The following is a 20,724-nucleotide window of genomic DNA, read 5'->3' as shown; positions in this document are numbered from 1 at the left end:
GATTATTTCCCCCTTTTAGGTTTATAAACTGGTAGATATCCTTGATAACACCTTGAATCTAAGGAACATTGAAGTGTTTCAGATTTATCTAGAGATCTGAAAAATAAATTTGTAAACAACATGCCTAAAGATTTATAAGTACTTTTGGTTCCAACATAGCCTAATCTAGTATCTTGAGCATTTCTCATAGTATCCAATTGGTCTAAGAATATAAATATTGTATTATACATTAAAAGAGCAATATCTATGAAAATAACAGGAACTTTAACTTTGTATAAACATTGCAAAATGTCTGCAATTGGTGTTGTTAAAGTCAGAAAACCTAAACATGAAAAACATGCAAAACAACGGCAGAATGTTGTAATTCCCAAGTCTAAAGAGGATTGTGTAACACCAATACCCCAAAACCCGGTATCATAGATTAATGGACCATGTCCAAAGAAAAATATCAAAAATACACATGTAATTACTGCAAATACAATTGGAATTGTTAGAAATTTAATATATGATTTTAAAGATATTCTCGCTACGCCTAATATAAGAATAGTCATTAAAACAAATATGATAACATCAAATGCCAAATTATCCAATATTAAAGTAATAATCATTAAAGCAATTGAAACAATGACTTTAATATACGCATTAAAATCAGTTAACCGATTATTATGTGCAATATAATCTATATCAAATTTCATTAATTTCACCATTAAAAAAAAATAGTAAAAGAAGAAAAATTATTCTTCTTTACCTTGTCCTCTCCAGTAACCAAAGAAGTAACCAATAATGATTGCTCCAATAGCCGCTTGGACTGCAAATAATAAACTTTCTATTTCACCACTTGGTGGTTCCCAAAATGATTCGAACCAAGGTTCATATCCAGTTTCTGAAACACCGTCAGATCCTTGATCATCAGACCCACCAAAGTATCCTTCATCTTCACCGAGACCTGAATACATTGCTAAAGGGATAACCAAAATCGCAATAACAATGATTGCTAAAATAAGATTTTCATATTTCATGTTTATTCACCTTTTGCTAATTCATCGTCTGAAATTGCACCTAATTTGTTTAATAATTTAGGTCTGTAAGTCATTAATCCGTTCCAAATAATTACGGTTAATAAACCTTCAGCAACTGCTAATGGCAATTGAGTTGGAGCGAAGATTAAGAAGAATTTTGTAATTGCTGCCATCATGGTTGGTTCAGGGAAAGCTAAACCTAATTGTATAGAAGTTACAATGTAAGTTGCTAAATCCGCAATGAAAGCAATTAAGAAAATATTAATTTTAGATGGAATTCCAGCTTTAAATAAAAGTTTGTATACAATCCAACCTAAAAGAGGTCCTACAATACCCATTGATACACAGTTAGCACCTAAAGTAGTGATTCCTCCGTGAGCAAGTAAAATTGCTTGGAAGATTAATACAATAGTTGCTAATACTCCAGTAACAGCAGGTCCAAATAATGCTGCACCTAATCCGTTACCTGTTGGGTGTGAACAACTTCCAGTTACAGAAGGTAATTTTAATGATGAAATAACGAACATGAATGCTCCACTTACAGCAAGTAAAGCTTTGGATTCAGGTGTTTCATCTACTACCTTTTTAATTTTATAGAGTCCGTACGCAACAACAGGTATTGCAATAATATACCATACTGCACACCAGAGCGGTGGTAAGAACCCTTCCATAATATGCATAACTTTTTTCCTCCAAATTATATCAAAATCATTTGATAGATTTATCAATAAAAATTTAAATATAATAGAATTTTTATAAAGTTTTATTGATAATGGTATTATATACTTTATTATATATAAATATTATTAGTAATAACCTAAACAAAATTTAGGAGTACCTTAAAAATTTTTTCAAAAAACAACAAAAGTAGATATCATGAAAATAAAAAACAACTTGATTTTAGCACTTGATGTTATGAGCGAAAGTGAAGCCATTGAAATATGTGACTCCATCAAGGAATACCTCGACACAATCAAAATCGGCTATCCCTTAGCACTTGCAGAAGGTCTTGAAATCATTAAAAAACTAAAGGACAAATTCGGATTTAAGGTCATATGTGATTTTAAAGTGGCAGATATCGATGCAACAAACTCCAAAATATGTGACGAAACATTCAAAGCCGGAGCAGATGCAATAATATGTCATGGTTTTGTCGGATCAGACAGCGTGCAGGCTTGTCTGGACATGGCCGAAAAGCATGGAAAGGAACTGTTTTTACTGACCGAAATGTCACATCCTGGAGCTAAAATGTTTTTACAGAAAGATGCGGAAGCCATTGCTCAGATGGGTGTCGATATGGAAATAAGGAATTTCATAGCTCCTGCAACAAGACTCGACAGATTAAGCACAATTAGAGATATTGTAGGTCCAGAGGCATTCATTATTTCCCCAGGTGTTGGAAAACAGGGTGGCGATGGTAAAAAAGCTCTCGAATATTCCAATGCAATAATCGTTGGAAGGAGTATTTATGAATCAGAAAATCCGAAGATTGCATGTGAAGAATTGATTAAATCACTGAATTAAACTAAAATATTTATAAATGAGAAAATAAAAATAATATTGTTCTTATTATCTGGGAACAAATTGATTTAAACGGAGGCAAAAAAAATGGCAAATGAAGTAACAAAAATGATTATGGAAACAATCCTAGCATTAATTACTACTGCTTTTGCGTTTGTTGCAGGTGAAGCATGGAACAGTGCAATTCAAAAATTAATCGAAAATGTTATTGGTACTGGAGATGCTCTTCCTAGTTTATTCACATACGCTATCATCGTAACTATCATTGCAGTTATCGTAACCGTACTCATTGCTAGAATAGCAGGTAGAATGGGCGTAGAAACCGAATAGGCAAAAAATAAAAAAAGGAATTTCAAAATTCCTTTTTAACTTTCTTTTTTTAATTTAACTTTTCAAAAACAATCCCCGCAATTTCATAAGCCAATTCGAAGAATATGAAGTAGATGAATACCAAAACATCAAATGCGCCAAAAATTGCAAGCAGGAATATCACTATTTTCATCACAAATCTATATTCAAAAAATAGATTGATAAAGGCATTATCTGTGACATTTGAAATTGTTTCATGGCCAATTTCATCGGATAATGCGGCGATGATACAAATTAACAGGATAATCAAACTTAAATCAGGAATTCCAAAAATCACACAGACAATAACGAATACGATTAGGGTAATGATATGATGGATTCCATCAACCTTCAGGGCAATGAGATTGCCGATAAGGATAGCTATGAACACATAAGCCGCCCCAACATCACTGACAGTTGCAATGGCTGAAGCAATGCCGCATAGCACTCCAAAAATACTTGCAAACAATAAGTTATTGTTCACGTCAAACAAATCATCCGAATATTTCATGAAAAATCCGGACAATAAAAATAAAATAGCTAAAATTATACTGCTCATCTAATCACTGTGATCTAATCTTATCCAAGGCGGCCGCGTAAATCAATGGGAATATTACTGTAACGTCCCCAACAACACTTGCCAGACTGGATCCACATCTTGCCTTGGCCCATGATTTCGCTTCCTCAAGAGGGGCTCCACCTAAACTTCCCGCTTCAGGCCTGTCCATTGTAATCTGAATGGCTGCATCAAGACCTCCTTTTATCACATTTGAAGCCAGAGTGTAGTGTTTTGTAAGGCCTCCTCCCAAAAGGATGGCTCCCACTTTTTTAGATTCAAACACGATATCTGAGAGATAATGCATATCAGCAACCGCATCAACTACAAAATCATGGTCCTGATTGAATATCCACAGTTGCAATCCCATCATAGAGTCAATTAGGCCAGGAGCGAAAATAGGAACGTTATTCCTGGCGGCTGTTGCAACGAATGAGTTTTCATCTTCAACCAAAAGGCCTATTTCGAAAAGCAGTTCCTGAATGGAAACGGATTTTTTCTCATCGGCTATCTTCTCAAATATCTTAGTTATTTCGCTTTCAAAAACAGTGAAATCATCAGAACCGACATTGATATCAGCAATCCTTCCAATGCCCTCTTCATTTAATTTTTCATCGTCCTTTCCTTCGTGGCGATAATGGGACCCTCCAAATGCCTCAACCAGATCATGGGTGATGTTTGCTCCGCTTGATACGATTAAGTCAACATGACCCTCATCAATCATCTTTGTAACTATGTTTCTCATTCCGCCGGGTATCAATGGACCTCCAAGGCTCATGAACACCTTCATGTCTTCATCTTGTATCATGTCCGTCAGGATACTGCAGGCCCTTGCAACCCTGCCTGCTCCCAATACGCCTGATTGGTCAAACTGATTGATTAGATCAGATATTTTCATATCCCCGGTAATATTTATTTGGTTTACTTTCATTGAATCACTTAATTGGTAATTATAGGGAACTGTTTTAGATTTGTAATGCTGTCAATTAAATCTGTTCTTGTAACAATTCCAAGCAGAGTATTGTCATTGTCCGCGATAATCAGTCTTGAGATTGACTTTTTAAGCATGACATCAATGGCATTGGCTATCTTTAAATCCTCATTTACTATAACCACATTTGTTGACATCAATTCGCCAACTGTTTTGTCTTCTTTATCGTTGGCTATTGCATTGACAAGGTCAGTTAGGGTGAATACTCCCACGATTTTGCCGTTTTTTATTACCGGAGCGCCGTCTATTCCCTTTTCAGTTAATTTTCTTGCCGCTTCCTTTACAGAGCAGTCAACTGTGAATGATACCACATCTCTGCTTGCAATGTCGCCGACGGTCTTTTTCGGTATGCTTCTTATTGTGCTTGTATCTACCAGAAGAATGTTGTCCATATCATCACGGCCAACGATGGTGCCCATGACTCCCAAGTTGTTTACCGGTGTTGGGCCTATGCTTATCTTATCTCCCAGATTCAAGTCTTTAATACTTCCCAATACTTTGATTGCAGCTTCACATTCACTGGGTTGAGGAACACTTGTAAATTCGATTCTTGCAACAGATATTCCTTCCATTTTACTGCCATTTTTATAAATGGGTACAATGGAATCGTTATCGGAAACTGAAATGTTTAAAGAATGGTACGCTTCAATTGTTGGCTTGTATCCTCCTCGCGGACCAGGTACTCCCTTAACCAAACCCAGGCTTCTTAATGATTGCATCTGATTACGAATGGTTCCAGGATTCCTATTCATAACCTCAGCAATGTCTTCTCCCTTAATAGATTTGCCGTTTGAGGATTGATACAAATTAATTAAGTTTTGCAATATTTCCTTTTGAACAGATGTTAACATGTTTGCATCCCCATCTAAATAATAATATATTAATTTATGTAAAGTATACTTAATAAATGTTAATGATTTATAATGATAATTGGAAGATACTTATTGAAAAATGTTCAAAAATTAAAAAAAAGTGAAATGATTATTCAACCAGCTGCTTCAAATCATTTCTAATGATGGAAGTTGCATCAAATCCTTTGATTGCATCAACCATTTCAGGGAATTTTGATTTGGGAATCAATACATTGATTTGTGAAAAATCAGAACCTGGAGTAATTGTCGGTTCATCTGCACAAAGCTTATTGCCAATCAGATAATCGGAAACCTCTTCAATCTTGGAATTGGCAATGTTGAATTTGACATCGAAATATTTTTTGGCAGTGATTGCTCCCAATAGCTGTTCATAAATCATCTGAGCCTTTTCAAGTTTCTCGCCGGTGCAGCTCACACCAGCATAAAGGCCCGCTGAAGAATGAAGGATTGTTTCAATTTCCTTTAAACCAGCTTTTCTCAAACTGCTTCCTGTTTGAGTATTATCAACAATCAAATCGGCACCTTTTGCAATGTATACCTCTGTTGCACCATCGGAGTTGATAACCTGAACCATCTCGTTATCTCCATCAGTCAAACCCCTGACCTGTACAAAAGGAACTGAATCTCCGTAGATTTCCTGATAAACCTCATTTTCCATGATAAATTTCCTAGTTAAGTTAGGATATTCTGTGAAACATAAAATAGGAGTTTTCCTATCTTTATTAGCTCTAAACAAATCAGATAGATTATCATATGGTGAATCTTTAGGAACCGCAACTATCAGACGGGTTTTGCCATAATCAAGATCACCGATTTTAACAGTGTTTGTTTTTCTCAATACTGATTCTTCCTTAATCCAATCCTCACCAACAATAGCAATGTCAATCATACCTCTGTTCAGTTCTACAGGAGTGGATTGTGGACGGGTGAGAAAAGCAATGATATCATCATCATTTAAAATTTCAATTTCATAGGACTCATCACCAGGTTCATATCCTTTAACTTCATAACCTGCATCTACAAATAACTGATAAGTATTGCCTCTTTTTACATTATTTAAACTTCCCTTAGGAAGTCCAAGAATTATTTTTTCATTCATAATAATACCTACAATTATGTTAGAATTTCAAATATATATTAATTGTGTTGAACTTCACAATTTAAAAAAAAAGATTAGTTGTGATAAGCCTCACAACTTTGTCTGTCAAGTGCATGCTTGTGCACATGAATATGTTTAATTCCTGAATCTGTCTTGATTTCATCAATTATTTCAATGCCCTCATGTGAATGTGCATGTTCACTGTCATTGTGGAAATGGTAATGTGAATGTTCCACATTCTCAGTATCTATCTTTTTAATTGAATCATCGAAATGTCGGTCATATAATAATGCTGCATTCAATACAACCAGACATGACCCTGCATTGTGGACAATAGCTCCGGTTACAGGATTTAGAAGACCTAATACAGAACAAAAGATAGCCACTGCATTGATTGTCATTGAAATTGCAATATTTGCTTTAATAGTGAATAATGTGGAATTGGATAATTTTTTAAGATATGGAATTTTTCCGATATCATCACCTAAAAGTGCAATATCTGCCGCCTCAATTGCAACATCACTTCCAACTGAACCCATTGCGACGCTTACATCGGCAGTTTTAAGGGCAGGTGCATCATTAACACCATCTCCAATCATACATACTTTTTTACCTTCACTTTTGAGTTTTTCTATCCAATCAAGCTTTTCTTGAGGAAGTAAATTTCCATAAACTTTACCAATTCCCACTTTTGAAGCAAAGTAATTAGCAGTTTCTGTATTATCTCCAGTTAGCAATACGGTTTCAGTCCCTAATTCATGCAAGTTTTCAATCATGCCTTTAGAATCTTCACGTATCACATCAGATAATCCGATTAATCCGACAACCTGATCGTTTAATGCAACGATAATTGAAGCTTTTCCATCATTTTTCAATTGATTTAAATAATTATCAATATTAATATCAAAATTATTTTCGATTAAATATTTGGAGTTTCCTGCATATACCTTACCAAAAGAATTTGTACATGTAACTCCTTTTCCAGGATACATCTTAAAGTCTTTTGGTTCTTCAATAATTATTTTAGCTTCTTTTGCATAATTCACAATCGCTTTTGCCAAAGGATGTTCACTTAATTTTTCACAGGATGCTGTGAGTTTAAGCAAATCCAAATCAGACAAATCATCACTTAAGGAGATAATATCAGAAACTTCTAAATTACCATAAGTTAAAGTACCTGTTTTATCGAATACTAAAGTATTTAATCCTCCTAATGTTTCCAGAGCCTCACCAGATTTAATCAATACACCATATTTGGTTGCTTGACCTATAGCTGCCATAATGGCAGTAGGTGTTGCCAAAATCAAGGCACAAGGACAAAATACAACTAAAACTGTGACTCCTCTCTCAACATTGCCGGTCACTAGCCATGCAGCAATTGCAATAAATAATGCGATAGGAACTAGCCAAGTTGCCCATTTATCAGCAATTCTTTGAGTTGGAGCTTGTTTTTCATCAGCTGCCTTTACCAAATCAATTAATTTTTGAAGTGATGAATTTTCACCTAAGCTAGTTGCTTTGATGTCAATTGCACCATACAGATTTATGGTTCCGCAGAATACCTCATCACCCACTTCCTTGTCAATAGGCAATGATTCACCAGTCATGATTGATTGGTCAATTGAAGAATTCCCACTAATTATTTCACCGTCTACAGGTACGCTTTCACCAGGAAGGATCCTTAGGATATCTCCAATTTTAATCTTATCAACAGGAACCACTTCCTCCACATCGCCTGTGATTCTCCTACCGGTTTGCGGAGTTAAATTGATTAGATTTCTCAAACCTTTTTTAGCTCTTTCAACAGTCCAATCTTCCAGAAGAGCTCCTAATGCCATAATCCATGCAACTTCACCCGCTGCGAATATTTCACCTATTAAAAGTGATGCCACCATGGCTATTGCAATTAATAATGCTGATGAAATCCATTTTTCGCGGATTAGCCTAGTCATCGCCAGAAGCAGCATTGGAATACCGCTTATTATCACTGTTCCCCATGCGGGGTTTAGATAGATTGGAGTGTTGATTCCAAATATCATAAAAATAACTGCTATTAATAGAAATATCCCTGAAATAATTGTCATTTTCAGACCAAATAGGAAATCAGTTATTTCGTCAATCACACAAAACACCTCTAAGTATTACTTTTTTTGAATTTATTTAAATACCCAGTATTACTCAAAAATTTTTTTAAAGGCATACCAAAAAAATTTGGAACCCTTCAAAAAATTAAATTTCGTAAATACCAAACAGCCAAAAAGTATTACTTTTTTTGAGTTCATTTATATACTCAGTATTACTAATATTAATTTTGTCAAAAATAGTATATAAAAGTATTACTTTTTTTTGAGTTCATTTATATAGTACGTATTACTAGAAAATGGTGAAAAGTATAATTCGCAAAAACATATTAAAAAAAAGTATAATCCTCTTAATAGATTTGAATTGAAAATAGTCAGATTAAGAAGGCAATCTATTCATCCTCTTTTTGTTCAAATTTTTGACACTGTTTGACATCCAACAAAAGATGGTCATGAATTTTACAGACAATCTTGTACTTGTTTCTGAACTCCAAGTGCTTACAATCATCACAAATCATTATTACACCTTATGGTTTCATGGCCAAATCCATAATGCTGAATGGTTCACCTTCCTTTCTAGGAGCCGGCGCACCCATTCCAAAAGCGGATTTGGCGAATTCCTTATTCATCCTTTTTGAAACTTCGCCGAAAATCATTTTATAAGCGGTACATTGTGGATCAACAGCCTGTGGAGTTTGATATGCAACAATTGCATTATAAGGACATCCTCCTTCACAATATTTTACATATCTGCATTTTTTGCAGTTTTCATCCACATAATCCCTAAATTCCATGAGTTTTGCCCATGCATCGGATTCCTTCAAGTCATCAAAGCTCGGATTTGAAGATACATTTCCCAAAACATACTCAGGCATTCCAACAAATCTGTAACAAGGATATATTGAACCATCTGATCCGACAGCCAATGTTGTTCCAATGCAATCCGCAAATGTGCATAGAGTTCCTCTTCTTCTAAGTGATGATTTGCAGATATGGTCCAAATCCATTACAGTGAACTTATCCAAATCATAAAGATATTTGTCCAACCAATCGACAAGCAGTTTGCCGTGCTCTTCCTGGTCTAGTGCCCAAGGGTCTGCATTGTCTCCCCTAAGTGAAGGCAGAGCGGCGTGAATCTTTAGATTCATTTTTTCTCCTTTGAAGAATTCGTATAATTCATCGGAGAAATCCTTTGAATAATCAGTTACCGTTAAAACAAAATTAATGATTAGCCCTTTGCTTTTGGCAAGCTCATATTTAGACATTGTCTTATCAAAGTAGCCGTCTCCCCTTTGATAATCGTTAATCTCCTTTGGCCCGTCAATGCTTGTGCTTACAACAACATTATATTTTACAAACAGATCAATGAGTTCATCCGTTAAAAGCCAAATGTTGCTCTGTAGGGAAAAACCTTCAAAATTTTCCAGTTTTGAAAGCCTTTCAAGCGCATATTCATAAAAATCATAACCTGCAAGAAGAGGTTCTCCTCCATGGAATGTGAAGTGAACCTTATCATCTCTAAAATCACCTAACCAATTGATGATTTGGTCAATGACTTCCAAATCCATCATTTCCTTCTTATTTTCAGAACCCCAACAGTATTTGCATCTTGATGGGCAGTTTAATGTAGGGATAATCATTACATGAAATGTCATTTTAACCGTAGACTTTATTTAATTCGTTTAATAGTTTCTTTTTCTCATCTTCTTCCATATTATCGTTTACAAAGAAAATGTAACCACATTCCTCACATTTCACAGTATCCATCTCTGCATGTGAACGGTGATTATCTAACATTTTTCTGTGAGCGATCTTATCTTTAGAACCACATTTTGGACATGGCGCTAAAAGTTCTTCAAGTTTCATTTTTTCACCTTTAATTAATATTATGTTTTTGAAGTATATAACCATAAATCATGTTTGCTTTTAGAAAGTATCAACGATTAATCAAATTAACAAGATTCCTATAAATAGGAAAACCGACATGTTCAACAAACCATAATGCATATTTAGAACCTGGAATTTCGAATTCCTTTTTGACCTTTTTCAGTTCCTCGATTATATCCAACTTTTGAGGGCATTTTCTCAGACACTTGCCGCAGGCGTTGCATTTACCCGCATTTCCAGAGTTGCCCATGATTCCGCCAACATACTGATAATAATCTATGAAAGACTGATTGATAAATCCCTTATGGTCAAACAGGTATTTTTCATTGTATATTTTCATGCATTCCGGAATATTTACACCCTGCGGGCATGGCATGCAATAACCGCAAGTCGAACAGTTGATTTTAAGGGAGTTCCTCATTACTCTTTTAACAAGTTCAATTGTTTCCATTTCCTCAAAGCTCAGTGACAATGGAGTGATTCTGTTTGCAACGGCCAAGTTTTCATCAAGCTGTTCCAGACTATTCATTCCTGAAAAGACACATGTTACATTTCGGTTATTTAAAACCCATTCCATTGCCCATTCGGCAGTGCTTTTATTGGGATTTGCTTTTTTAAATATATCTTCTGCTTCCTTAGGCATTTTGCCTGCAAGAATTCCTCCTTTCAATGGTTCCATAACAAAAACCCCCATGCCTTTTGAAGCCGCATATTCAATGCCTTCCATGCTGGCCTGAACATGCTCATCGAAGTAATTGTACTGAACCATCACCACATCCCAGTCATAAGCATCAATCAATAAGGGAAAATCCTCTTTAGGACCATGATATGAAAATCCGATATGTCTGATTTTACCCTCACTTTTGGCTTCACCGATGAACTTGAACAGATTCCTTTTTATCAGCCGATTAAGTGCCTTCAAATCAACGGCATGAATGAGATAATAGTCTATGCAATCCCTTTGGAGGCGTTTCAATTGCTCATCCAATATTTTGCCCATATCCTCATATTTTCTTACGTTGATTGTGGGAAGTTTTGTGGAAATCATTACCTTTTCCTTATATTCCCCCTGCAGGACTTCTCCAAGAAAGGTTTCGCTATCCCCATAGAGGTATGCGGTATCAATAAAATTAACTCCATTGTCAATTGCGTGATAAATCAGTCCTGATGCTTTTTGCCTGTCGATTTTTCCGTTTTTCAGTGGCAATCTCATTGCTCCAAAACCCAATGGAGAAATTTCATCGCCGGTTTTCTGGATTATTCTGTATTGCATGCTATCGTTTTGTCATTCTGATTAATTTGTCCTTGACGATTTTCAGCAGGACTCCGACACCGTGGGTGACAGGTCCTTTGGTTGATGAGTTTTCAACATCATACTTTACTGTTATTGGAACTTCAAGGATTCTGAAGTTATTTTCAGCAGCATCGGCTATCATTTCACTTTCTATTCCAAAACCGGGGTCTCTGAATTTATAGCAGGAAATGGTATCGCCCTTGAATGCTCTAAAACCGCTTTGTGAATCCGTTACATTGGTTCCGGCTGTGATGTTGGTGGCTATATCCAAAACCTTTTGACCGACACGCCTGTAAGCAGGAGTATTTTCCTCAAATCCGTTGATATATCTGCTCCCGTTTACAAAATCAGCCTTGTCTTCAAGGATAGGTTTAATCAAATCAGGTATTTCATCGGGATTGTGCTGTCCGTCACCATCGATTGTAACAACAACATCATATCCGTTTACATTGTTGAATGCGTCTTTTAGGGAAACGCCCTTTCCAAAATTAGTGGGATGTTTTAAAAGGGATGCACCTGCATCCTGTGCGATTTGGGAAGTATTGTCGATACTTCCGTCATCTACAACTAAAACATCGTCAGCGTATTGGAGCGATTTTCTAACGACCTCTCCAATAGCTGCCTGCTCATTGAAAGCAGGAATAATTACAATGACTTTCATATTATTCTATTCTATAGTAATCTTTCATCCATTCAACTGTTCTTTTAATGCCCTCTTCAGGCGGAACCTGTGGATCATGTTTTAAATCACGAATGGCCTTTGAAAAGTCAATTGTTTTGACTTTTGTTGTGAATTCTTCGGCAGGAGTGTATGTAACCAATGAATCGTCAACACCAACTGCATCCAGAACCATATCAGAGTACTGTTTGATGTCCCTTTCCCATTCCTGTTTACTTCCAACATTGTAAACCTCTCCAGGAATGAAATTATCAACAATGTTTGCAAAGGTTCTGACAGTATCTTCAACGTAATCGATTATTCTTTTGTGGCCCATGTGAACGGAATATGGAAGTCCATGCAGAGCTTTATATATGAAAATTGGAATGAAACCTTTATATGGTGAGTAAGCTTCATGAGGTCCGTAACAGTTTACAGGCCTTACGCGTACGGTTTCAGTTCCGAACATGGTGGCTGAGTTCATGCACATGAGCTCTCCGGCCCATTTTGAAATAGCATAATCGTTCATCTGATAAGTCTGGGAAATAGGAACGTTTTCCATTACATCTTCGGACATTATTCCCTCATAATCCCCGTAAACTTCAGCTGATGAAAATGAAATCATTCTGAAGCCCAGTTTTTCCTGAAGGCGTATCATATTCTTCAAGCCGATTACATTGGTTTCCCAAAGGTTTTCATAATATCCTTCACCGTTCCATCTTCCGTATTCGGCGGCCAAGTGGTAGACATAATCGAATTTGTCATTGTCATCGAATATCCTTTCCATTTGGCGATAATTCCTTACATCACCTCTTACATAATCTGAATAAGAATCTGAATATAAATCAGCTTCTCCTTCATGATGCAATAAATCAACTGCCAATACTTCATGGCCTCTGCTTCTAAGTTCATTGCAGAGGTTTGTTCCAATAAAACCGCTACCGCCAGTAACTAAAATTCTTTGAGTTTCCATTATTATGCCTCTTTAATCATTTCTTTCATGTATGCTATCAAATCATCTTTGGATTCAGGATCGTCCATTGCAAATTCAATTGATGTCTTCAGCCATTCGAACCTGTTTCCGATATCGTAGGTTTTTCCTTCGAATGTTACCCCATAGATTGAGTCTAACTTTTGAAGTGCGTCTGTAAGCTGGATTTCCCCACCGACACCAGGCACTGTTTCATCAATCTTGTCAAATATGTCAGGTGTCAGAACATAACGCCCCATAATTGCCAGATTGGAAGGAGCCTGGTGAGCCAAAGGTTTTTCAACAAGCTTTTCAATATTGTAAACGTTGTCTTCGACTTCTGTTCCTTTAATTATGCCGTATCTTTCCACTTTCTCATATGGCACTTCCTCAAGTGAAATTGCTGAAGCGTCATACTTTTCATAAACATCTATCAGTTGTTTGGTGCATGGAACAGGACCTTTTGTGATTGAATCTCCTAAAAGCACTGCAAACGGTTCTCCGCCGATGTGTTTTTTGGCACAGTAGATTGCATCTCCAAGGCCTCTTTGTTCCTTTTGCCTTACATAGCAGATATCGGCCAAGTCAGTGATTGCACGTACCTGCTTTAAGCGGTCATCTTTACCTGCACTTTGTAGGGTCTGTTCTAGTTCGAATGATTTGTCGAAATGGTCTTCAATAGATCTTTTATTTCTACCGGTAACAATCAAAATATCGTCAATTCCTGAAGCTACCGCTTCCTCTATTACATACTGGATTGTTGGTTTATCATAAACCGGCAACATTTCCTTAGGTTGCGCTTTAGTAGCAGGCAAAAATCTTGTTCCGAATCCTGCTGCTGGAATTACAGCTTTCATAATCTATCACCATACAAATTTAATTATTAATAGGTTTATTTAAAATGCTATAAATATATTAGTGAAAGTTAAGGTTATTTCCTAACTATAATTTTATTTTTATTTTCCAATCCATTGCAGACTGTATATGTGATTATTTATGGTGAATTTAACATATTTCAATTGCCAATTTTCAATCCTCACCATAAGTTTTCCAAAATCAGAAGTTAAATAGTGCGGGGGACGGGACTTGAACCCGCGAAGGGACTGACCCACTAGGCCCTCAACCTAGCGCCTTTGACCGCTCGACCACCCCCGCAAAAAACAAAAGTAGTTATGAAAAAATATCTTTTTTAAGTTATATATAGTTAACTATTTTTAGCATAATTTTATGGTAACTTCCATAATTTTCTCATTTTTTAAATCTTCAATCAATGCCTCATCAAGATCACAAGCCGCCTTATCTGCATGAATCATTAGGGTACGTGAACAGGTGAAATCGCTTTTGCGGCAAACAATATCAGTAGGATGGGTTAAAGTCAAATCCTCATGACCAAAACCGGTTATTTCATCATGACCGTTCTCAGTATCTAATATAACAGTGATTTTAGTATTAGAATCAGCAATTTTGTCTTTAAACTCCTCTGGAAAATTTAACATTGACTTATCTGCTGATGTTCCGACAATGCAATCAGCAGTTGGACCTATTTCAGCATCCTTTGTAACTTCAAAGGTAGATTTGTGAAGGGAAGTCACATTCTTATGGCCCCTGCTTTTAAGTTTGAAAATCATGAATATAATTTAGAATGAAAAAACTAATAAAATTTTTCATAGGCCTTTAAAAAAAAGAGATTGGGCTATTGAAAGGATAATTCAATAGCTATTCTAAAATATAAATTCCCTGTTTTTCTTGTGATTGTATGTTATTTCAAAGGAATTGAGAGCTAAATTCTTTAAAACTTCCAAATCATTGTCATTTATACCAACAACACTTTCCCATTCCTTTTCAAGATTTGCAATCTCATCTAAAATTTCAATGCCATCAGGGGTTAATCTGCAATCGTACTCAAGCCCATCACTAGGCTGTTTGTCAACTTCAATCAGGCCGATTTTTGCCAGCTTTTCATATTTCTTCAAATATAATCCTAAATGAATGTTAAACAAATCATCCTTTTTGGCTTTTTCGAATTGCTTAATTCTGATTTTTCTGTGATGAGGTTTTTCATGCTTTTTAACCTGTTTTAGTAGTTTAATCTGACTTTCATGCAAGAATATGCTTAGATTTTCACGTACATAAGTCATCTTAGACTCTTCAATAATACCTATTAGTGCTGAAGCAGGCATGTTAGCGATTGCATCGATATGTGGATGTGCCATAATATCACCTATTTCATCTGTCCGAATATTCCTCTAATGATTCCTTTGGAAACCTCACGGGTAACAGTGGTGGCGGCTTGAGTTGCTGCCTTTTCTACAACCTTTTGGGTAGTGGTCTTTTTAGCCCTTTTACCTTTTTTTGTTTGTCCTTCTAAAACAGTCCCTAAAATGCCTCCCAATAAATCCGCGGCACCAGGCTGTTGTGGAGCTTCCTGTTGAGGCTGTTCGGGTGCCGGTTGAGTCTGTGCCTTGACCTCTTCAATGACTTCAGGAGCCACTTCACTTTCGATGTTTGGATTTTCATCAATTTTAGCCAACAACATTTCATAAGCGGATTGTGCATCGACAGCTTCACCGTATTTGGATTTCAAGGTTGAAATATCGATTAGCTGATTCCTTAAATCATCTTCAATGGCTCCGATGTGGCTTTGCGGAGGCACAATATCCACCTGCTCGACCACTGTAGGTACGCCCTTTTCATCCAAAACTGATACCAATGCTTGACCGATTCCCAAATTGGAAATCACTTCAGCAGTATCGAAATTAGGATTTGCCCTGAAGGTTTCTGCTGCAACCTTTACCGCTTTTTGATCTTTTGGAGTGTATGCGTGAAGTGCATGTTGAACACGATTTCCCAATTGCGCCAATACATCATCCGGAATGTCTGCTGGGGACTGTGAAATGAAGTATACTCCAACGCCTTTTGACCTGATTAAACGTACAATCTGTTCTATTTTTTTGCCGAATTCAGGAGACATGTCGTCGAATAATAGATGTGCCTCATCAAAGAAGAATACGAATTTAGGCTTGTCCATGTCACCCACTTCAGGTAGCTTTTCAAATAAGTTAGACAACATCCAAAGCAGGAATGTGGAATAGATTTCAGGAGACATGGTTAATTTCTGAGCATCCAGAATGTTGATTACACCATTTCCGTTATCGTCTACCTGTATGAAGTCATCGAGCTCCAATGCAGGTTCTCCGAAGAAATCGTTTCCCCCTTGATCTTCAAGGGTAATCAAACTTCTTAGGATTGTATTTGCAGATTTCTCGGCAATTGCTCCATATTGGCCTTCGATTTGAGCCTTGTTTTCAACGACATAATTAATCATTGATTTTAAATCCTTCAAATCAATTATCGGAAGTGAATTTTCATCCGCCACTCTGAATACGATGTTCAATACGCCGGATTGCGCTTCGGATAAATTTAAAATTTTGGAAAGCAATACAGGTCCCATTTCGGATAATGTTACCCTTACAGGAAGTCCCTTTTGACCGAACAGGTCCCAAAATTCCACAGGATATTCCTTGAATTTGAATCCTTTCGCGTCAAGACCGTATCTTTCCCTGTTTTTAGTAATAAAATCGTTTCCTGAACCTACTTTTGCAAGTCCTGAAATATCTCCTTTCATATCCGCTAAAAATACAGGGACTCCTAAATCAGAAAATGATTCTGCCAATACTTTTAAAGTTACAGTTTTACCAGTCCCTGTTGCTCCGGCTATCAGACCATGACGGTTAGCCAGTTTTGGTAATAAAAACACGTCAGTATTCTCATTACAGCCAATTAATATTTTGTCTTCGGCATACATTGCTTCACCCATTTTCAATTTTCTTTATTAGATAGTTAGTTTTTTTAACTATATTATTCTTATTAAATGAACTTGAGATTCTTTTAATTGCATCTAAATTTTTGACAAAATTGTCAAGCCATGAGAAAATGTCTCCCGGATAGACTTGAATTTGATATTTTCTGAAAAGTTTATTTGAAATGTCCTGCGGGTCCTTTCCCTTAAGCCTTTCATGAACAATGAACTCTGATATTCCCCTCTGCAGACACTGGCAGAATGGCCTGTCCTGACATCTGCATTGCATGAAGTCTGTTTGAAGACCAATCAAGGCATCCTGGAATTTCTTATCCAACTTTCCTATTGCCTCGCCTGAAGATATTATGTCCAATGTGGATTCTGCAAACAGCCTTGTTGAAAATTTGATTTTCAGGGCATTTGATATCTGATTGTGAACAACACTTGAAAGATATGCGTTTTCAAACATCTCCAAATCAATTGCCATCGCTAAAATCAAGACCTTCAGTTTGTCATACTTTTCCTTTTTCTTGTACATAGGGGACAAACCGACATATCTTTTCAGATAATTATGGTCATTTAAGGTATTCTTAATGAATTCCGCATCCTCGATTGATAAAAATGAAACTGATGCTGCCCTTCCATACTTAGTGACTTCCAGTTTATTGTCAGCGGTTCTTTTGATTAGGCCCAAATCCTCCATTTCATCAACGGCTATCCTGATGCTTATCGGAACATCGATATCTTTATAAAATCTGTTCAACTCATCGAAGGATTTTATGGATGTTGAAGAGATATCCGCCAAAATCTGTTCGTATGATGACTCTTCATCATATTCAATGTATACGTCATCGCTGTTGCTTTCAAGAAGGTCCAACGCCATTGCCTCTTCCGATTCGCCTGCAAAGTCATTTCCAACTTCAGGAAGAAGGTAAACTATACCCCTGTCATGATAGGACGGTCTTCCCGCACGTCCAAGCATCTGCGAAAACTCGTTTGGATTGATCCATTTGTTTCCCATCACCAATGAATCGAAGATTACCTGTGAAGCCGGAAAGTCCACACCCGCCGCAAGGGCGGCCGTTGTGACAACGCAGGATATCTTACCCTTATCGAAGTCCTTTTCTATCTTTTCCTTTTTATAATAGGATAATCCCGCATGATATGCATGGGCATTGACCTGCTTATTGTTTAGGAAATTGGCAATCTGATGGGTTTTTCGTCTTGAATTAGTAAATATGATTGTTTGACCTCTGAAACCCTTCTTGGATTTGGTGTTGAATTCCCTTTTAACCAGTTTCTGCATGATATGACGTTTTTGGGACTCGTTTCTTACATAAACCAAATGCCTTTCCAAAGGAACCGGCCTTTCGGAATATTCGACCAGCTTCATGTTAAACTCTTCAGACAGGAAATCAGGATTTTTGACTGTTGCTGAAAGTCCTATGATTTGGGTTTTGGGATATAAATGTTTTATTCTTTTTATTAATCCATTGAGACGTGTTCCACGGTCTTCATCGTCAATCATGTGGATTTCATCAATCAGTACAACGCCCAAATTGGATAAACTCTTTGAGTTGCCGTTCCTTAGAAGATAATCAATTCCTTCATATGTTGCAACCACAATATCCGCTTTGGATACATCAGAATCCGGCAATTTCAATTCGCCTTTCGCTTTTACACGATTCCTACCGACCTTAATGGCTACCTTCAACCCAAGCTTTGAGTATTTCTTTTTGAAATCGCGGTATTTCTGGTTTGCAAGGGCAACCAACGGTGTCAGGAAAACGAACTTATGGCCTTCAAGCGCTTTCGTAATTCCCGCAAGTTCCCCTACCAATGTCTTTCCAGAACCTGTTGCACTGACAACCAGCAAATCCTCTCCTTTCAATAATCCCTCTTTAATGGCCAAATACTGAACAGGCAACAGTTCAGTGTTTCCTGAGTCCAGCAAAACTTCCTTGAATTCCTTTGGAATCTTAAGCCGTTTCATGTCAACCGGAGGTATGATATGCTTTGATTTTCTGGTCTTATCGAATAAGGTCAACTGTTTGTTCTTCAACGGATCGAAGTGAGGGTCCAAAACCGACAATGTCTTTTCCAGACTGCCTGTTTTTTCCAGGGTTGATTTTAGGTTTCTGAATATCTTTTTGTCAAAACCCTGAAGTTTCAACTCCTCCTTAATCGTATCATGAGCACAGTTCTTACAGATTAGCTGGTTATTATGTTTATATGAAAACTCAGAATTCACAATGGTAATGTTTCCTTCATAGGCGCAGAAATCACATACCTGAGTGTGCCTTACTTTGATATTAAGTGATTTCAGATAGTTTTCAACTTTCTTGTCAGGAGTTGCAAGAAATACTGCCTGTGAACGCAAGAGCTTGACAACCTCTCCCGGAGGAACCAACTTTTCATTCAAAGTGGAATTGTCCTTAAAATTATAATCCGCGACGAATCTGGAAATGGATATCGAATCCCCATCATCGCTGAATTTGATATTGCCTACAAATTCCGGTTCCCTTTTATGATTCAATGCGCCCTTCGGAGAACCGATCGGATATAATCTCCACTGTTTTTTTATCTTTTTTAAAACCAGCATTATATTTAGATTTATAATTAATTGTTAATAAATTTTAAAAAAATAGTAAGAATTTGATTATTCCATATAATCAAATCTGGTTTCCAAAACAATAATCAGCACAAATCCTATTAGAGCAACGATAATGCATGGCAACAGACCTGAGATATTCATGCTTACTGAATTTACAATCTCCACAGCCGGAACTTTAAGTGACCCGAGCATTACACCAATGAGAAATGCCATTGTCACTTCCTCATGATTCTTAAGCAGGAAATTGAGTATTTTTGAAAATCCAAGTATTCCTATCAATGCTCCTACAACAAAAACGATTATTTCAGTGAAATGAAGTTGGTGAAGTGCATTCAACATGTATTTGTACTGTCCCAATAGCAACAGCAAAAAGGAACCTGAAATTCCCGGCAATATCATTGCACAAATCGCAATCATTCCGGAAATGAATATTACAAGCAGTGAATGATTTGCAGCTATCGGATTGAGGCTTACGAATATATAAGTCAGAACAGCGCCCATCAAGGCAAAGAATATGTTTTTCAAGTTGATTTCGTTGAGCTTTTTAAATAGGATAACTGCTGAGGCAATAATAAGTCCCAAGAAAAATGAATATGTCAAAGCGGTATGGTTATCCATGCAGTAGGTAACCACCTTTGCCAATGTCAGGAATGCCACTGCGATACCCAAAACCAATGGAATGAAGAATTTGAAATCTATCTCTTCAAGCATCTGATTCCAGAATCCCCTGAAATCCGCTTTTAATAACGGTTTTAGAAATCCGAATTTAATATTACTTATTGCTTCCACCAGATGAGCGTAAATTCCTGTAATCAATGCGATTGTTCCGCCTGAAACTCCCGGAACGATATCGGCAGACCCCATCAGGACTCCTCGAACGAATATTAAAATTGCTTCCTTGACATCAAAACTCAAACTATCACCTTATTGTTATTAATTACTTTATATTTAACATTTAAATGTATTGTTTTTTATAAGATAATAACAATATAGATACATAGGATGTGTTAACATG

The 20,724-nt window shown here is 36.7% G+C and carries 22 protein-coding genes and 1 tRNA gene; 2 read left to right on the top strand and 21 right to left on the bottom strand.

Features of this window, described 5'->3' with window-relative positions; all coding sequences use genetic code 11:
• Window positions 1–2: 2 nt before the first annotated feature.
• The 3 genes from cbiQ to IJF99_RS06480 are packed head-to-tail and all read right to left on the bottom strand — an operon-like array spanning window position 3 to window position 1,699.
• A complete protein-coding gene (gene cbiQ / locus IJF99_RS06490) occupies window positions 3–695 on the bottom strand; it encodes a cobalt ECF transporter T component CbiQ (RefSeq protein WP_292793280.1) in 693 nt (230 codons plus the stop codon).
• 39 nt (window positions 696–734) lie between these two features.
• Window positions 735–1,019, bottom strand: coding sequence for an energy-coupling factor ABC transporter substrate-binding protein (locus IJF99_RS06485; RefSeq protein WP_292793278.1), 285 nt, complete (start codon window positions 1,017–1,019; stop codon window positions 735–737).
• Window positions 1,020–1,021: 2 nt separating this feature from the next.
• The gene (locus tag IJF99_RS06480; protein ID WP_292793326.1) at window positions 1,022–1,699 is read right to left on the bottom strand and encodes a cobalt ECF transporter S component CbiM; all 678 of its coding nucleotides are present in this window, start codon (window positions 1,697–1,699) and stop codon (window positions 1,022–1,024) included.
• A gap of 196 nt (window positions 1,700–1,895) precedes the next feature.
• Between IJF99_RS06480 and pyrF the strand changes: the two genes are divergently transcribed.
• Window positions 1,896–2,543, top strand: a complete 648-nt coding sequence (gene pyrF, locus IJF99_RS06475) for an orotidine-5'-phosphate decarboxylase (RefSeq protein ID WP_292793276.1) — start codon at window positions 1,896–1,898, stop codon at window positions 2,541–2,543.
• Between the two features lie 84 nt (window positions 2,544–2,627).
• Complete coding sequence (locus IJF99_RS06470; protein ID WP_292793275.1) at window positions 2,628–2,870, top strand: DUF5654 family protein; 243 nt, start codon at window positions 2,628–2,630, stop codon at window positions 2,868–2,870.
• Between the two features lie 49 nt (window positions 2,871–2,919).
• On the opposite strand, the gene IJF99_RS06465 is transcribed toward IJF99_RS06470, so the two are convergent.
• The 18 genes from IJF99_RS06465 to IJF99_RS06380 all read right to left on the bottom strand — a co-directional run bounded on the left by IJF99_RS06465 (window position 2,920) and on the right by IJF99_RS06380 (window position 20,573).
• Window positions 2,920–3,447: a hypothetical protein gene (locus IJF99_RS06465; protein ID WP_292793274.1), complete on the bottom strand. Its 528-nt coding sequence runs from the start codon at window positions 3,445–3,447 to the stop codon at window positions 2,920–2,922.
• Window positions 3,448–3,451: 4 nt separating this feature from the next.
• The gene (locus IJF99_RS06460; protein ID WP_292793272.1) at window positions 3,452–4,375 is read right to left on the bottom strand and encodes a deoxyhypusine synthase; all 924 of its coding nucleotides are present in this window, start codon (window positions 4,373–4,375) and stop codon (window positions 3,452–3,454) included.
• Between the two features lie 8 nt (window positions 4,376–4,383).
• Window positions 4,384–5,286: a CBS domain-containing protein gene (locus IJF99_RS06455; RefSeq protein WP_292793269.1), complete on the bottom strand. Its 903-nt coding sequence runs from the start codon at window positions 5,284–5,286 to the stop codon at window positions 4,384–4,386.
• 130 nt (window positions 5,287–5,416) lie between these two features.
• Window positions 5,417–6,406 (bottom strand): ATP phosphoribosyltransferase, encoded by a 990-nt coding sequence (locus IJF99_RS06450; protein WP_292793267.1) that lies wholly within the window; start codon window positions 6,404–6,406, stop codon window positions 5,417–5,419.
• A 74-nt stretch (window positions 6,407–6,480) separates the two neighbouring features.
• Complete coding sequence (locus IJF99_RS06445; protein ID WP_292793265.1) at window positions 6,481–8,529, bottom strand: cation-translocating P-type ATPase; 2,049 nt, start codon at window positions 8,527–8,529, stop codon at window positions 6,481–6,483.
• A 350-nt stretch (window positions 8,530–8,879) separates the two neighbouring features.
• A complete protein-coding gene (locus IJF99_RS06440) occupies window positions 8,880–9,005 on the bottom strand; it encodes a hypothetical protein (protein ID WP_292793263.1) in 126 nt (41 codons plus the stop codon).
• 9 nt (window positions 9,006–9,014) lie between these two features.
• On the bottom strand, window positions 9,015–10,142 hold the full coding sequence (locus IJF99_RS06435; RefSeq protein WP_292793261.1) for a TIGR04083 family peptide-modifying radical SAM enzyme: 1,128 nt from the start codon (window positions 10,140–10,142) through the stop codon (window positions 9,015–9,017).
• Between the two features lies 1 nt (window position 10,143).
• A complete protein-coding gene (locus tag IJF99_RS06430) occupies window positions 10,144–10,353 on the bottom strand; it encodes a TIGR04165 family Cys-rich peptide (protein ID WP_292793259.1) in 210 nt (69 codons plus the stop codon).
• A 70-nt stretch (window positions 10,354–10,423) separates the two neighbouring features.
• Window positions 10,424–11,647, bottom strand: a complete 1,224-nt coding sequence (locus tag IJF99_RS06425) for an aldo/keto reductase (RefSeq protein WP_292793257.1) — start codon at window positions 11,645–11,647, stop codon at window positions 10,424–10,426.
• A 1-nt stretch (window position 11,648) separates the two neighbouring features.
• Window positions 11,649–12,329, bottom strand: coding sequence for a glycosyltransferase family 2 protein (locus tag IJF99_RS06420; RefSeq protein ID WP_292793254.1), 681 nt, complete (start codon window positions 12,327–12,329; stop codon window positions 11,649–11,651).
• A 1-nt stretch (window position 12,330) separates the two neighbouring features.
• On the bottom strand, window positions 12,331–13,299 hold the full coding sequence (locus tag IJF99_RS06415; protein ID WP_292793252.1) for an NAD(P)-dependent oxidoreductase: 969 nt from the start codon (window positions 13,297–13,299) through the stop codon (window positions 12,331–12,333).
• Between the two features lie 2 nt (window positions 13,300–13,301).
• Window positions 13,302–14,153 carry a UTP--glucose-1-phosphate uridylyltransferase GalU gene (gene galU, locus IJF99_RS06410; protein WP_292793250.1) on the bottom strand — a complete coding sequence of 284 codons (852 nt, stop codon included), beginning with the start codon at window positions 14,151–14,153 and terminating at the stop codon, window positions 13,302–13,304.
• Between the two features lie 214 nt (window positions 14,154–14,367).
• A tRNA-Leu gene (locus IJF99_RS06405) sits at window positions 14,368–14,451 on the bottom strand.
• Window positions 14,452–14,510: 59 nt separating this feature from the next.
• A complete protein-coding gene (locus IJF99_RS06400) occupies window positions 14,511–14,924 on the bottom strand; it encodes a DUF371 domain-containing protein (protein WP_292793248.1) in 414 nt (137 codons plus the stop codon).
• 93 nt (window positions 14,925–15,017) lie between these two features.
• On the bottom strand, window positions 15,018–15,509 hold the full coding sequence (locus IJF99_RS06395; RefSeq protein WP_292793246.1) for a hypothetical protein: 492 nt from the start codon (window positions 15,507–15,509) through the stop codon (window positions 15,018–15,020).
• An 8-nt stretch (window positions 15,510–15,517) separates the two neighbouring features.
• On the bottom strand, window positions 15,518–17,101 hold the full coding sequence (locus tag IJF99_RS06390; RefSeq protein ID WP_292793243.1) for a helicase HerA-like domain-containing protein: 1,584 nt from the start codon (window positions 17,099–17,101) through the stop codon (window positions 15,518–15,520).
• 4 nt (window positions 17,102–17,105) lie between these two features.
• A complete protein-coding gene (locus IJF99_RS06385) occupies window positions 17,106–19,697 on the bottom strand; it encodes a DEAD/DEAH box helicase (protein WP_292793240.1) in 2,592 nt (863 codons plus the stop codon).
• A 57-nt stretch (window positions 19,698–19,754) separates the two neighbouring features.
• Window positions 19,755–20,573 (bottom strand): DUF368 domain-containing protein, encoded by an 819-nt coding sequence (locus IJF99_RS06380; protein WP_292793323.1) that lies wholly within the window; start codon window positions 20,571–20,573, stop codon window positions 19,755–19,757.
• Between the last annotated feature and the right edge of the window lie 151 nt (window positions 20,574–20,724).

This window comes from Methanobrevibacter sp., assembly GCF_017406825.1.
Lineage (GTDB): Archaea > Methanobacteriota > Methanobacteria > Methanobacteriales > Methanobacteriaceae > Methanocatella.
The sequence above is the reverse complement of the archived record's forward strand: the minus strand, read 5'-3'. Positions and strand labels throughout refer to the sequence as shown.